The following is a 12,412-nucleotide window of genomic DNA, read 5'->3' on the forward strand; positions in this document are numbered from 1 at the left end:
GACAGCTGTACGATCAGTGTGTAAACCGTTTCAGTTGTTACTATACTCGGCAGGCGAATACTCGCCGTTCACGTTCGGCGTCCCTGACTTCAGGGCGAGATGAACGCCGGAGTTTCGCCGAGACCGGGCGGTCAGTCGACGCGCTCGGTGATGATTACCTTCGAGACGCCCTGTTCGATCTCGATCTCGGTCGGGAGTTCGGCGGTGCTGCGCTCGATGAAGCGCGTCATGAACCAGCGGATCGCCTCCGACGGAAAGACGAGGTGATAATCGTCGTCCTCGCGGCGTACTTCGAGAAAGCCGCAAAACGAGAGCCATTCGAGAACCTCGCCGACCGTCTCAAAGCGGTCCGCGTATTCGTGGGCATGGTACTCCGAAACGCGGTCGGCCGCCTCGACGAACGCCGGGTCCGGGTCGCCGCCGTCGTAACAGAACTCGAGAAAGGCATGGAGGAAATCGACGTCGAGCAACACGTGCTCCCCCGACGCCAGCATCCGGTAGTACTGCTCTAAATTATCGCTTGGCTGTTGATTCGCCGCCTCGAAGTTCGCCGCGTAAAAGGCGAGCGCGCGGCGGACGACCTCGCTCTGCCCGGCACCCGTCTCGGTCACCAGCGTCTCGAGGGCGGCCGCTGACTCCTCGTCAAGCGATACCGTTACGCGCTGTGTCATACTGACTCGTCGAACTCGAGACGTGTATAGCTCACGTCATCCGCGCAGCGGTTGCATTCCCACCCCGCTCGAACCCCGATCCCGAAAGCGATTCCCCCGTTGCCACCATGGAATCGGATATGAACGACGCTTCGGATGCAACCGACGACACCGACCCGGCGACGGAGCCGACCCAGGCCGATGTCGTCACCGCCTTCCTCCGCAACCGCGGTGAGATCCTCTGCTTGCGTCGCAGCGACGCCGTCGGCACCTATTCGGGCCAGTGGGGCGGCGTCTCCGGCTTCGCCGAGGGCGATCCCGACAGCCAGGTTCGCACCGAAATCCGCGAGGAAACCGGCCTCGGCGACGACGATTGTGAACTCGTCCGCGCCGGTCGCCCGGTGACGGTCACCGATCCGGATCTCGACCGCGAGTGGACCGTCCACCCGTATCTCTTCGACGTGGACCACCGCGAGATCGACCCGAGCGAGGAACACGACGAGTTCAGGTGGCTCCCGCCGACGGTGATCGTCGATCCGGCCGACGACCGTGAGACGGTGCCGGCGCTGTGGACGGCCTACGAGCGCGTGGCCCCGACGGTCCGATCGATCGCGGCGGACGACGAGCACGGCGCTGCGGCCCTTTCGATCCGCGCGCTCGAAGTTCTGCGGGATCGGGCGGGGTTGCTGGTCGCCGAGCGGGACGACGGTGGGGATGAGAGCTACGCCGCGGACAGTGACGAGGCGGGGGCCGTCCGCACTGAAGACGAGTGGGACGAACTCGCGGCGCTGGCGGGCCGGCTGCTCGAGGCTCGGCCGTCGATGGCCGTCCTCCGAAATCGGGTCAACAGGGTGATGGCGGACGCGAGCGGGACGACTGGTACTGATAGCGATACGACCGCCGCCAGCGTCGGCGCACCCGCCGTCCTCGCCGCCGCCGTCGCCGGTATCGACCGCGCGACGGCCGCCGACGAGGAGGCCGCGGCGGCCGCGAGCAAGTTCACCGAGGGCACCGTGATGACCCTCTCACGGTCGGGAACCGTCCTCGATGCGCTGCGCAAGGGGTCGCCGTCGCGGGTGTTCGTCGCCGAATCCCGGCCCGCTCGGGAGGGGATCGACGCGGCCGAACGCCTGGCTGCCGAACTGGATTGTCCGATTGCGGTCCACACCGACGCCGCGGTCGCCCACGTGCTCGCGACCGAAGCCGTCGACCGGGTACTCGTCGGCGCGGATACGATCCGTCCCGACGGTGCCGCGGTGAACAAGACCGGCACGCGAACGCTCGCTATCGCCGCCGCGCGGGCGGACGTGCCCGTCACGGTCGTCGCCGCCGCTGATAAGGTCTCGACTCGCGAAGACGTGAACCTGGAATCCGGCTCCCGGAACGCCGTCTACGACGGCGACTGCGACCTCGACGTTCTGAATCCGACGTTCGACGTGACGCCCGCCGAGTTCGTCGCCGCGTTCGCCACGGAGCGGGGCGTACTCGACCCCGGCGACATCGAGGCGGTCGCCGACGAGTTCACTGAACTCGCGGGCTGGCGCGAGCACGAGTCGTCGGTGTCGGGCTGAGGTGGTTGCCGCGTCCCGACCTTGATTCTGACCGCTCTCGGAACTGCGTTCGGACGAGTTCTTCACCCGAGTTTCGGGAGACGAGTGCTCACCGTGTCGTTTCGGGGTTCGAGTAGATCTCCGAGGAACGCGTTTACGGGCCGAGTTGGGCAGTGGGAGCGGTGTCGTGGTTCCGATGGTGATGGTGGTTGTGGTGGTCGTCTCGCATCCCACCGTCAACTCGGCTGGCCGCCGCGATCCGAGTTCAGTTCGGACGAACTCGTCTCGCGGTCTTACTTCGAGTCGGGTTCGGATTTCGTCTCGACGACGGGGGCGACGCGACAGCCGCAGGGACCGGCGATGGCTTCGCCCGGCCCGATCATGGTCCGTCGGACGATGGGCGTGTTACAGCGCGGACAGCGCGGGAATGTATCACCGTCATCACTCGCGGCGGTCTCCGCGTCTGCTTTCGGATTCGTCTTCGAATCAGCCTTCGAACCAGTCGAGTCGCCCGATCGATCCGGCGCGAACTCGTCCGCTGTGAACTCGTCGGTCATACCGCGTCCACCATCCTGTACTCGGAGGGGGTAAATCGGACGCAGGCGGCTCTTTGTGCGGTCCAACGCGTCAATCGTGCGGGATGTTTATATCCCGTGAGAATGTACGCAAACATGGCTGCAAGCATACCGCTTGGAAGCCACGTCTCGGGTGTCCTAGACCCGGGACATTTTACGTCCGTTTAGCGGCTTCCGTTCTAATTGTTAACTGGTAGGAACTTATATCTACCGCTCATCACGGGGAAGAAGAGTTTGATCTGGCAGAGTGCAGTCGATTTCCTCGATTGGGGAGTCGAATTGAACGCGGTTATGAAAACGTTCCAACTGCTCCCTTCGAACGAGTGCAGGTGAGACTGCCACACGGGACCGACAGACGGAAAGTCATCCGCCGAGTACCGCCTCTCGGCGGCCGTGACGAAGTGTTACCCCCACCGAGCCCCTTGTGACGAGGGTTTTTCCCGAGCCGCCTTTCGGAATACCAGTCGAGAGCGCCGGCACCGTGCAAAGCTTGAACGTCGACTCGTTCGTACCACCGCGTATGCCAACTCGCGAATCGGACCCGGACCCGGACCCGGACTCGAACTCGAGCGCGAACACCGACACGAACGCCGACGCCGCCCCCAGCATCGACCTCGACCACCTCGGCGTTCACACCTCGGTCAGCGCCGTCTTTCCGCCCGCTGAACTCGCGACCGAACTCGCCGACCTTTCCACTTCCGCGACCGTCAACGTCATCGGCGACGACCAAATCTCCGACTGTGATGCCGTCGTCACCCTCGACCACCGCGAGGCGTTCCTCGACCTCGACTGGGTGCACTCGATCCAGGCCGGCGTCGACCGCTTTCCCTTCGACGAGTTCAGGGCGAACGATGTCGTCCTCACCAACAGCACCGGCATCCACGGTCGGTCCATCGGCGAGACCGTCGCGGGCTATCTTCTCTCGTTCGCGCGCCGCCTGCACACCTACGTCGCCGCTCAGCAGGACCGGCGCTGGGAGCAACCCGAGTGGGACGAGGCGGTCACGCTCTCCGGCAAGACGGCGTGCGTCCTCGGCACCGGCACGCTCGGTAGCGGCGTCGCCGATGTCCTCGGCGCGCTCGATATGCGCGTGACCGGCGTTCGACGGTCGGCCGACCCCGTCCCCGGGTTCGAGGAGGTCTACGCGACCGACGACCGGCGCGACGCCATCGCCGACGCCGAGTTCGTCATCGTCACGCTCCCGTTGACCGACGACACCCACCACCTGGTCGACGCCGACGCGTTCGACGCCATGCGCGAGGACGCGTACCTCGTCAACGTCGGCCGCGGCCCCGTCGTCGACGAGGACGCGCTGATCGACGCGCTCGAATCGAACTCGATCGCCGGCGCGGCGCTCGACGTTTTCGAAACCGAACCGCTCCCCGAGAACTCGCCGCTGTGGGGGATGGACGAGGTGATCGTCACGCCCCACTGCGGTGCCTTCACGGTGGACTACTTCCGCGACGTCGCCGAACTCGTCTTCGAGAACGTCGAGCGACTCGCGGACGACGAGCCGTTCGTCAACCGGGTCGTCTAACGGAACTTGTTACTTGTCCGCCGAACGAACGAGTGCGCGAATCGAGCGGCGTGAGAAATCTTCGATCCGGACAAAGAGTTGCTGTTCACTCGTCACAACCGCGAGTGAGCGAAGCGAACGAGCGGGCCGACGACTGCTGTGGAGAGCGCCGTGCGCTCGGAACGGCGGGAGGAGTGCTTTTCATCAAAGTTTTGCCGAGGGTGCGCTTTTGGCGCACCCGCAGCGCAAAAGTTTGTTAGAAAAACTTGAACAGGTCATCCCGCTTCTGGTCGTGTAAGTGCTCGCGGACGGCGTCGTTCAGCGAGCTAATTTGGCCCTTCTTTGCGGTAATCGGCGCGATGGTCTCTTGCCACTGTTTCCAGGGTGGCAACAGACCGAGTCGATCGCAGAGTTCGTTCAGTCGCTCGTCGCGGTCGTCGACTTTGTCCATCTTGTTGACGGCGACGACGGTCGGAATCCCGAGGTCGCGCAGGAAGTGGAACATCTCGACGTCGTAGGGGATTTCGTCGGGGCCGGAGTGGCGATCGATGATGTCGATGACGCTCTTGCCGTCGACGACCAGAATTGCGACGAGGATGTCGTCCGCGTGTTCCTCTATGTACTGGACGATGTTCGTCTTGATCTGCTCGCGGTGCTCCTCGTCGACGCCACTCATGAAGCCGAAGCCGGGAAGATCGCTGATGACGAAGTCTTCTGCGGCCCAGTCGTAGTGGTTGGGGCTGCGGGTCACGCCGGGGTTACCGCCGGTATCGAAGCTGTGACCGGTCAACTCGCGCATGAGCGTCGACTTGCCCACGTTCGAGCGACCGACCAGGGCGACTTCGGCCTCGCGGTCGGGACGCGTATCGAACATACCCACCCGTAGACCGCTCGCGGCTTTATAAGCACCGTGACGGCTCGGCTGTTCCAGTCCCGTCGATCCACCGTCCTGACTCGGTCCCTGCAACCTGAACTCGGCTACAGGGAGGAAGTTCGTGTACGCAATCCCTGAAGTTATGCCTGCAGACATACTCAGGATCGCACGTGCGCCTCGTCCAGTTGACGGTTCCGACAGGAGAGCGACAGACGATCCTCGAGACGCTCGACGAACGGGAGATCGATTACGTCGTCACCGACGAGAACAGCGGCCGGGAGTACACCGCCGTCGTCTACTTTCCGCTTCCCACGCCGGCGGTCGAACCCGTTCTCGACGCCCTCCAGGAGGCCGGCATCGACGAGGACGCCTACACCGTCGTCGTCGACGCTGAAACGGTTATCTCGCGCCGGTTCGAGGCGCTTCGTGACGAGTACGAACAGGGCGACGTCGAATCCGACCGTATCTCCCGACAGGAACTCCTGGCGGAAGCCGACTCGCTGACCCCGACCTTCGGCGTCTACGCGACGATGACGATCGTCAGCGCCGTCGTCGCGACCGCCGGTCTCCTGCTCGATTCGTCCGCCGTCGTCGTCGGCTCCATGGTTATCGCACCGTTGATCGGCCCCGCACTCGGCGCGAGCGTCGGCTCCGTGATCGACGACGAAGAACTGTTCACCGAGAGCGTCCTCTACCAACTCGTCGGTATCGTCCTCGCCATCGCCGCCGCGGCCGTCTTCGCCTGGCTCGTCCGGACGACGAACGTCGTTCCCCCCGGACTCGATATCGGCTCCGTCGACGAAATTTCCGAGCGGCTGACACCGGATCTCCTCTCTCTCGCGGTTGCCCTCGGTGCCGGCGTCGCCGGCATCGTCAGCATCGCTACCGGCATCTCCGTGGCACTCGTCGGCGTGATGATCGCGGCAGCGCTCATTCCGCCCGCCGCTGCCGCCGGCGTCGCCATCGCCTGGGGCCAACCGTCCGCTGCCATCGGCTCGACGGCACTCGTCCTCGTCAACGTCCTCTCCGTGAACCTCGCCGGCCTCCTGACGCTCTGGTACGTCGGCTATCGCCCCGAAAGCCTGTTCTCCCTGACCGAAACCGAACAACGAGTTCGCAAACGCGTCATCGCGCTCGGCGTCATCGTCCTCGTCTTCGCCGTCTTCCTCGGCGGGATCACCTACTCGTCGTACACGCTGGCCACGTTCGAAGAGAACGCCCAGACTGAAGCTGAACTCGTCCTCGAGGAGCCAGCGTTCGAGGAGTACCAACTCCTCGGCGTGAGCGTCATCACCGACGACGAGTACCCGTTCGTCGGCCCCGAACGCGTCATCATTCGGATCGGCGGCCCGCCGGGCGACCCGGAACCCGGCATCGCCGACACGCTGGCCGAGCGGATAAACCGCCACACCTCCGAACAGGTCGGCGTCGAAATCCGCTATATCGGGCTGGTCGAACGGTGATCGTCGTGGGGACCTCTCCGCTCACCGACCGAACAACCGTTCGAGCCGACCGCCCTCTCCCGACTCGGTCGTTTGCTCGTGGCCGCCTGCCCGGTTGTCCGAACTCGATCCGTCGTGTCCGGTGCTGTCAGTGTCTCTATCACCGTCGCCGACACCGCCGCTCTCACCACCGCCGCCACCGAGCCAGCGCCGTCGCTCGAACCGCCGCCGAATCCACGCCCGCGGGCCGCCAATTCTGTTGATAACGTACGTCGGAAAGTAAAGCGTCAACACCCCGAGAACGAGAAAGATTCCGCCGACGACGACCCGATCGGTACGGATGAACTCGAAGCCGACGACGAACATCGGGCCGGCCATCGAGAACCCGGCCGCGAGTTGGAGCATGTCGAACAGTCCTGGTCCTTTCATGTGTTCCCGGTTCGATCGATTCGGTACTCGACACTCGGTCGCGTTACTCGGCGTTCGCTCCGCCCGCAGTAGCCGACACTTTCCAGTGGTTGGTGCGGCCGACGCTCATTGCTCCTCTTCGAACGGTAACGTGGGTTCGTAGTCGACCGCCTCAACGGCGGCCTCGAGCACTGTGTCGACGTTCTCGCCGGTTTCGACGCTCATCGTGTAATCCGCGTTCATCTCGTCGGTCCGGCTGTCGTCCCAGACGTCGGCCCGGTCCGTCTTGTTCGCGATCGTCAATACGGGGACGGTCTCGAACTGGGCGGCGATCGAATCCCGGAGTTCGAGTTGCGAGTCGAGCGGGTAGCCGCATTCGGCGCTCGGATCGAGCATGACGAGCATGCAGTCGGCGAGGTGCTCGATGGCGCTGACGGCCTGGGATTCGATCTCGTTTCGCTCCGCCGGCGGTCGATCGAGCAGGCCGGGCGTATCGACGATCTGGTAGCGGATGTGATCGCGCATCGCGGACCGATCGGTCCGCTCTGAGTCGGCGGACAAGTCCGCCCCTTCGAAGTGGCCGAGGCCGATCCCCTTCGTCGTAAACGGGTACGAGGCGGTCTCGCCGCGGGCGCTCGTGACGTCGTTGACGAACGAGGACTTGCCGACGTTCGGGTAGCCGGCGACGACGATCGTCGGTTCGTCCGGATTGATTTCGGGCAGATCCCGCAGGTCGTTTCGCGCCTCGTTGATCCGCAGCAGGTGGTCGTCGACCTGTTCGACGATGTCCGCGAGCCGTGCGAAGGCTTGTTTGCGGTGCTTGCGAGCCGTGTCGACGTCGGTCTTTCGCAGCCGCGGCTGGTACTCCTCGTGAATCTCGCGGGCCTTCCGGCTGGCCCACATCACTTCCGAGAGACTCTGGCGGAGCGCGTCCACGTCCACGATGGCGTCGGCGAGTTCGTAGTAGAACGGGTGGGCGTCGTACTCGAAGTCAGGCCAGGCCGTGACGACGTTTTCGAGGTTATCGGAGATGATGTTCGCCGCGGTCTGGAGCATGGACTGCTGGGCTTCAAGGCCGCCTTTGGCCTTGCCGGCCCGTGCTGCCCGCGAAAATGCCTTGTCGATCAACTCTTCCGACGTGGGCGTCGTCGGAAGGTCTTCGAAAATCATGCTCACAGGTAGGACGCGCGGTCTTAAAAGGTCGTTCGTTACGCGGCGAGGGCTTATGCGCACACGGCGCGAACGGACGGCTACGATGACAGACTGGCGTGCCGTTATTATCGGCTTTCTCGTCGCAACGGTCCTCAGCATCGTCGGGCTCGCGATCCCCGGCATCGGCCAGTTCGTTGCGGGGCTGGTCGGCGGCTTCGTCGCGGGGTATCTCGCGGGCGGCGGCCTCGGACGCGGGTTCTGGCACGGGCTGTTAGCGGGTGCGTTCGGCGGTATCGTCGTCGGCGTCCTTCTTGCCCTCCTCGTCGCCTTGACGGGATGGGCTGCCGGGCCCATCGGCGGCCTCCTCTCGGGCGTCGCCGGCATCGGTATTCTCCTCGCCGCGCTGCTCGTCTCGTTCATCCTGGCGCTCGAGAGCGCGCTCGCCGGCGCGGTCGGCGGGCTGTTCAATCCCCGATCCAAATCGTCCGGGCGCGCTCGTGGCCGTCGCCGCTAAGTTGGCCGCCCAATCGTCCGGGCGTGCTCGTGGTCGTCGCCGCTAAGTTGGCCGCCCGATCGCCCGCCTACGCCGACGCCATCTCCCGACAACTCTCGGCGCACTTCGGCAGAATTTCTGCACACGCCTGGCAGTGCTCGTTATCGTGTTGCTCGCACTCTTCGGCACACTCCTCGCAGAGGTCAGCGCAGATTTCCCCGAGTTCAGCGTGGTAGCCCGAGTTCCGCGCCATCCAGCGGGCGTGAAGCGACGCGATGTCGGCGACGTCTCGACAGAGCCTGATACACCGAGCCATCTCCTCGCCCTCGTCGGCGCAGGCGTCGGCACACCACTCACAGACCTGCGCGGCGTCGAGACAGTTGTCGATACACTCCTGCATCTGCTCGTCTGCGTGCTCGAGTTTGTCGAGTGCCATCACCTGAACTCGTCATCGTCGAATGGCATGAACGTGTGACGGGCGACTGCAGGCGTTTCCTTAACCGTCCACCGACTTCCGACTCCCGCTAGCGCCGCGCCTCGAGTTCAGCTTCCAGCTCGTCGAGGGACATGTCCTTCATCGAAAGCAAAACGAGCAAGTGGTAGACGATGTCGGCGGCTTCGGCGGCGATTTCGTCCTCCTGGTCGTCTTTCGCGGCGAGAACGAGTTCGGTTGTTTCTTCCCCGAGTTTTTCGAGGACGGCGTTTTCGCCCTTCTCGTGGGTGAAAAGTGAGGCGGTATAGGAGTCGTCGGGCAGGGTTTCCTTGCGATCCTCGATGACGGCGAACAGCTCGTCGAGTGTATCCTCCATTTATAGATCACCGGAGACGTTGCGGATGTCTTCGAGTTGGTCGAACTTCTCACTGTCGTCACGGCTGTCCTCGAAGACGGCGTCGCTGACTTCGATCGAGGCGTTGGTCCGGGCGGCGAGCGCGAGGGAGTCGCTCGGCCGGGCGTCGATGACGGTCTCGCCGCGCGGCGTCTCGACGTAGAGATCCGCGAGATAGGTGCCGCCCTGGCCGTCGTCACGGTCTTCGATCTCGGTGACGACGACGCGGTCGATCCGACTCCCGAGTTCTTCGATCACGTCGAGCAAGAGATCGTGCGTCAGCGGTCGGCCGATGTCCTCGGCCTCGAGACCGCGGGCGATACTGGTCGCCTCGGTGAATCCAATGAAGATGGGGACGACGTCGTCCTCACCGTCGATATCGAGGACGACGACTGGGACCGGGCCCTGTGGCGTCCCAGCGACACGGACTGCGTCGATAGCTGCCTGCATATCCCTCTCATTGGGTCTCCGGGAGGAAAAACATGTCCGGTTGCGAATGCATACAGCGTTCCGCCGCTCACCCGACGGGGCGACCGCCGCGCGTGCCGCCCGACAGTGTATCCGGGCGAGCCGACAGCGGCGCTGCATCCTCGCGGTCCGTCCGAGCCGATCTCCCGCCGTTACTCGGCGGCCGCGGACGGGAGAACGGCGTCGTCGTTCTCGAAGAACGCCAGGCCGTGAATCCGGCTGTCCCTCGTCAGCTCCGGATGGAAGGCGGTGCCCACGACCGGCCCATCTCGAACCGCAACCGGCCGGCCATCCCACGTCGCCAGCACGTCGACCGCTGCTGAACTCGCATCGTCGATCGCGGGTGCACGGATGAATACTGCCGGGAACGGCGCGTCGTCCGCGAGCCCCTGCACGTCGAGCGGGGCCTCGAAACTGTCCGCCTGGCGGCCGAAGGCGTTTCGCTCGACGGTTACGTCGATCAGCCCGAGTTCATCGACGCGGTCGTCACCGGCGTCGCTTGCGGCGACGATCAGTCCGGCGCAGGTGGCAAACAGGGGTTTGCCCGCGGCGACGTGAGCTTCGATTTCGGCGGCGATACCCTCGTCGTGGAGCAGTCTGGAGATGGTCGTCGACTCGCCGCCGGGTAGCGCGAGCACGTCGCAGTCGGGGACGGCTCCAGCGGTACGGATCTCCTCGACATCGATCGTTCTGTCGTGAGCCGCGGCCGCGCGTTCGATCGCGGCTGCGTGTTCTGCAACGTCGCCCTGAACGGCGACGACGCCGGCGCGCAGTGTCATAGCCGGGCCTACGAACACCGGGCTCAAAAAGGACGCGACGCGCCGATTCGGCCGCTGGCCGAGGGTGTCGCGAGAGAAACGGCAGCGCTTCCGAGACTTACGGGACTTACGAGACGAGCGTCAGAAGCTGGATGAGGACGCCGATCATGACGCCCGTCGCGATAACCGTCTTCGGGTCGATGAGAATTGCGTTCGAGTCCTCGGAGTCGAAGTAGCGGACGAGTCCGGCACTGGACATTAGCCCGCCGGTGTTCTGTCCTTTATCCATACTCGCCTGTACGGGTTCCCGGAACTAAACCTTTCGACTCTTGGAGTGGCCCGGCCGACGGTCAGTCCACCGGTTCGTTCTGTGCCGCACGGTCATCGCGTACCGCTGTCCTGCAACCTGACAGCAATGCCGCCCGGTGGCAAAGTCACCCGTCACAGTACGGAGAGCCGGCAAGCGACTACGACTGGGAAACCCTTATGCGCCGCGCGCGGCAACTAGCGCTGAACCGTATGACTGTCACGCTCAAGGACTTCTACGCGGACTGGTGTGGTCCCTGCAAGACACAGGACCCCATCCTCGAAGAACTCGAAGACGACTGGGACGGCCGGTTCGATGTCGAGAAGGTAAACGTAGACGAACAGCAAGACGTTGCCAACGAATACCAGGTACGATCGCTGCCGACGCTCATCATCGAGAACGACGACGGTATCGTCGAGCGTTTCGTCGGTGTCACCCAGCGCGGGGATCTCGAGGACGCCCTCGAATCTGCGGGCGCGTAAGCGCAGTTTCTGCAGTTCTTCGGTTTCGCTCCGGTAGCAGCGGCTCTATCGCGCTCCATATTTCTTCTTGCAACCACTTCGACACGAGTGAAACGCGCCACGGACTACTGTGAGTGTCTCGTATGGACCGCTGTCAGTCGATTCCGGCCCAGTCGCGACTCGTCCTGCGAGTGCGCTGGAAATCGGTACAGGAGACCGTATCAGACCCACTTGACGCCAACGTCGTGCAGTTCGTCGTTGTGTTTCGCGATGTTGATGACCAGCGGCGTCACGCTTTCGACCTCCGCGGCGTTCGCGAGCGGCCCCGCATCGAGTGCGCGCAGCCCGTCAATCTCGTTCGCGAGCGCCCGAACGGTCTCCTTTGCGCTGTCGTCGTCCCCGACGAGGAGCGTATCGAGGTCGAACTCCGCGGAGAGATCTGCGAGCTTGCCGGCAGCGAGGTTGTGGAACGCGCCGACGACGGGGACCTCGTCGGGTGCGCGCTGGGCGACGAGTTCAGTGACGCTGCCGGCACCTGGCGGGTGGTAGTGCATGCCGTCTTCGTCGCCTTTCATGCCGACGGCGGGGGTGACGAGGACGGTGTCGGCATCGAGGACGCCGTCGATGGCGTCGACGGTATCACCGGCGTAGTAGGGTGGGACGCTGAGGATGGCAACGTCGGCGCGATCCGCGGCCATCTCGTTGCCGAAGCCGTTGATGTCGGGATCGTCGACGGCGTGTGAGTCGAGTTCGGCTTTGTAGTCGTCGACGGCGTCGCGGGCCTTTTCGGGGTCGCGGGAGCCGACGAGGAGTTCGTGGTCCGTATCGCGAGCGAAGCGGAGCGTGAGACCTTCGCCGATGTCGCCGGTTCCGCCGAGGAGTGCGATTCGCATGCGTCTCACTCGTGGGGGCACTCGAATAAAGGGTCGGA

The 12,412-nt window shown here is 64.4% G+C and carries 16 protein-coding genes; 5 read left to right on the top strand and 11 right to left on the bottom strand.

From position 1 onward, the window contains the following. Positions 1–131 precede the first annotated feature (131 nt). Positions 132–671: a ribbon-helix-helix protein, CopG family gene (locus tag SM755_RS06220; protein ID WP_323171915.1), complete on the bottom strand. Its 540-nt coding sequence runs from the start codon at positions 669–671 to the stop codon at positions 132–134. 107 nt (positions 672–778) lie between these two features. Between SM755_RS06220 and SM755_RS06225 the strand changes: the two genes are divergently transcribed. Then, complete coding sequence (locus SM755_RS06225; RefSeq protein WP_323171916.1) at positions 779–2,221, top strand: NUDIX domain-containing protein; 1,443 nt, start codon at positions 779–781, stop codon at positions 2,219–2,221. Positions 2,222–2,493: 272 nt separating this feature from the next. Here SM755_RS06225 and SM755_RS06230 read toward each other — a convergent pair whose 3' ends face one another. Next, positions 2,494–2,757, bottom strand: coding sequence for a hypothetical protein (locus tag SM755_RS06230; RefSeq protein WP_323171917.1), 264 nt, complete (start codon positions 2,755–2,757; stop codon positions 2,494–2,496). Between the two features lie 538 nt (positions 2,758–3,295). On the opposite strand from SM755_RS06230, the gene ddh reads away from it, so the two are divergent. Continuing rightward, positions 3,296–4,312, top strand: coding sequence for a D-2-hydroxyacid dehydrogenase (ddh, locus tag SM755_RS06235; protein ID WP_323171918.1), 1,017 nt, complete (start codon positions 3,296–3,298; stop codon positions 4,310–4,312). A 235-nt stretch (positions 4,313–4,547) separates the two neighbouring features. Here the strand turns inward: ddh and engB are convergent, their stop codons facing one another. Further along, positions 4,548–5,165: a GTP-binding protein EngB gene (engB, locus tag SM755_RS06240; protein WP_323171919.1), complete on the bottom strand. Its 618-nt coding sequence runs from the start codon at positions 5,163–5,165 to the stop codon at positions 4,548–4,550. A gap of 170 nt (positions 5,166–5,335) precedes the next feature. On the opposite strand from engB, the gene SM755_RS06245 reads away from it, so the two are divergent. Next, on the top strand, positions 5,336–6,628 hold the full coding sequence (locus SM755_RS06245; protein WP_323171920.1) for a TIGR00341 family protein: 1,293 nt from the start codon (positions 5,336–5,338) through the stop codon (positions 6,626–6,628). 21 nt (positions 6,629–6,649) lie between these two features. Here SM755_RS06245 and SM755_RS06250 read toward each other — a convergent pair whose 3' ends face one another. Next, complete coding sequence (locus SM755_RS06250; RefSeq protein ID WP_323171921.1) at positions 6,650–7,036, bottom strand: hypothetical protein; 387 nt, start codon at positions 7,034–7,036, stop codon at positions 6,650–6,652. Positions 7,037–7,141: 105 nt separating this feature from the next. After that, a complete protein-coding gene (locus tag SM755_RS06255; protein ID WP_323171922.1) occupies positions 7,142–8,185 on the bottom strand; it encodes a GTPase in 1,044 nt (347 codons plus the stop codon). Between the two features lie 85 nt (positions 8,186–8,270). On the opposite strand from SM755_RS06255, the gene SM755_RS06260 reads away from it, so the two are divergent. Continuing rightward, positions 8,271–8,681 (top strand): DUF5518 domain-containing protein, encoded by a 411-nt coding sequence (locus SM755_RS06260; protein WP_323171923.1) that lies wholly within the window; start codon positions 8,271–8,273, stop codon positions 8,679–8,681. 67 nt (positions 8,682–8,748) lie between these two features. Here SM755_RS06260 and SM755_RS06265 read toward each other — a convergent pair whose 3' ends face one another. The 5 genes from SM755_RS06265 to SM755_RS06285 all read right to left on the bottom strand — a co-directional run bounded on the left by SM755_RS06265 (position 8,749) and on the right by SM755_RS06285 (position 11,002). Continuing rightward, positions 8,749–9,096, bottom strand: a complete 348-nt coding sequence (locus SM755_RS06265) for a four-helix bundle copper-binding protein (RefSeq protein WP_323171924.1) — start codon at positions 9,094–9,096, stop codon at positions 8,749–8,751. A gap of 88 nt (positions 9,097–9,184) precedes the next feature. Further along, the gene (gene hisE / locus SM755_RS06270; protein WP_323171925.1) at positions 9,185–9,469 is read right to left on the bottom strand and encodes a phosphoribosyl-ATP diphosphatase; all 285 of its coding nucleotides are present in this window, start codon (positions 9,467–9,469) and stop codon (positions 9,185–9,187) included. Then, positions 9,470–9,937: a bifunctional nuclease family protein gene (locus SM755_RS06275; RefSeq protein ID WP_006107602.1), complete on the bottom strand. Its 468-nt coding sequence runs from the start codon at positions 9,935–9,937 to the stop codon at positions 9,470–9,472. Between the two features lie 170 nt (positions 9,938–10,107). Then, positions 10,108–10,734, bottom strand: a complete 627-nt coding sequence (pdxT, locus tag SM755_RS06280; protein WP_323171926.1) for a pyridoxal 5'-phosphate synthase glutaminase subunit PdxT — start codon at positions 10,732–10,734, stop codon at positions 10,108–10,110. 106 nt (positions 10,735–10,840) lie between these two features. Then, a complete protein-coding gene (locus SM755_RS06285; protein WP_006107604.1) occupies positions 10,841–11,002 on the bottom strand; it encodes a preprotein translocase subunit Sec61beta in 162 nt (53 codons plus the stop codon). Between the two features lie 197 nt (positions 11,003–11,199). Between SM755_RS06285 and SM755_RS06290 the strand changes: the two genes are divergently transcribed. Further along, positions 11,200–11,502: a co-chaperone YbbN gene (locus SM755_RS06290; RefSeq protein ID WP_275040257.1), complete on the top strand. Its 303-nt coding sequence runs from the start codon at positions 11,200–11,202 to the stop codon at positions 11,500–11,502. Between the two features lie 200 nt (positions 11,503–11,702). On the opposite strand, the gene npdG is transcribed toward SM755_RS06290, so the two are convergent. After that, positions 11,703–12,374, bottom strand: coding sequence for an NADPH-dependent F420 reductase (gene npdG / locus SM755_RS06295; RefSeq protein WP_323171927.1), 672 nt, complete (start codon positions 12,372–12,374; stop codon positions 11,703–11,705). Positions 12,375–12,412 lie beyond the last annotated feature (38 nt).

The sequence above is a fragment of the Natrialba sp. PRR66 genome (assembly GCF_034808065.1).
Taxonomy (GTDB): domain Archaea; phylum Halobacteriota; class Halobacteria; order Halobacteriales; family Natrialbaceae; genus Natrialba; species Natrialba aegyptia.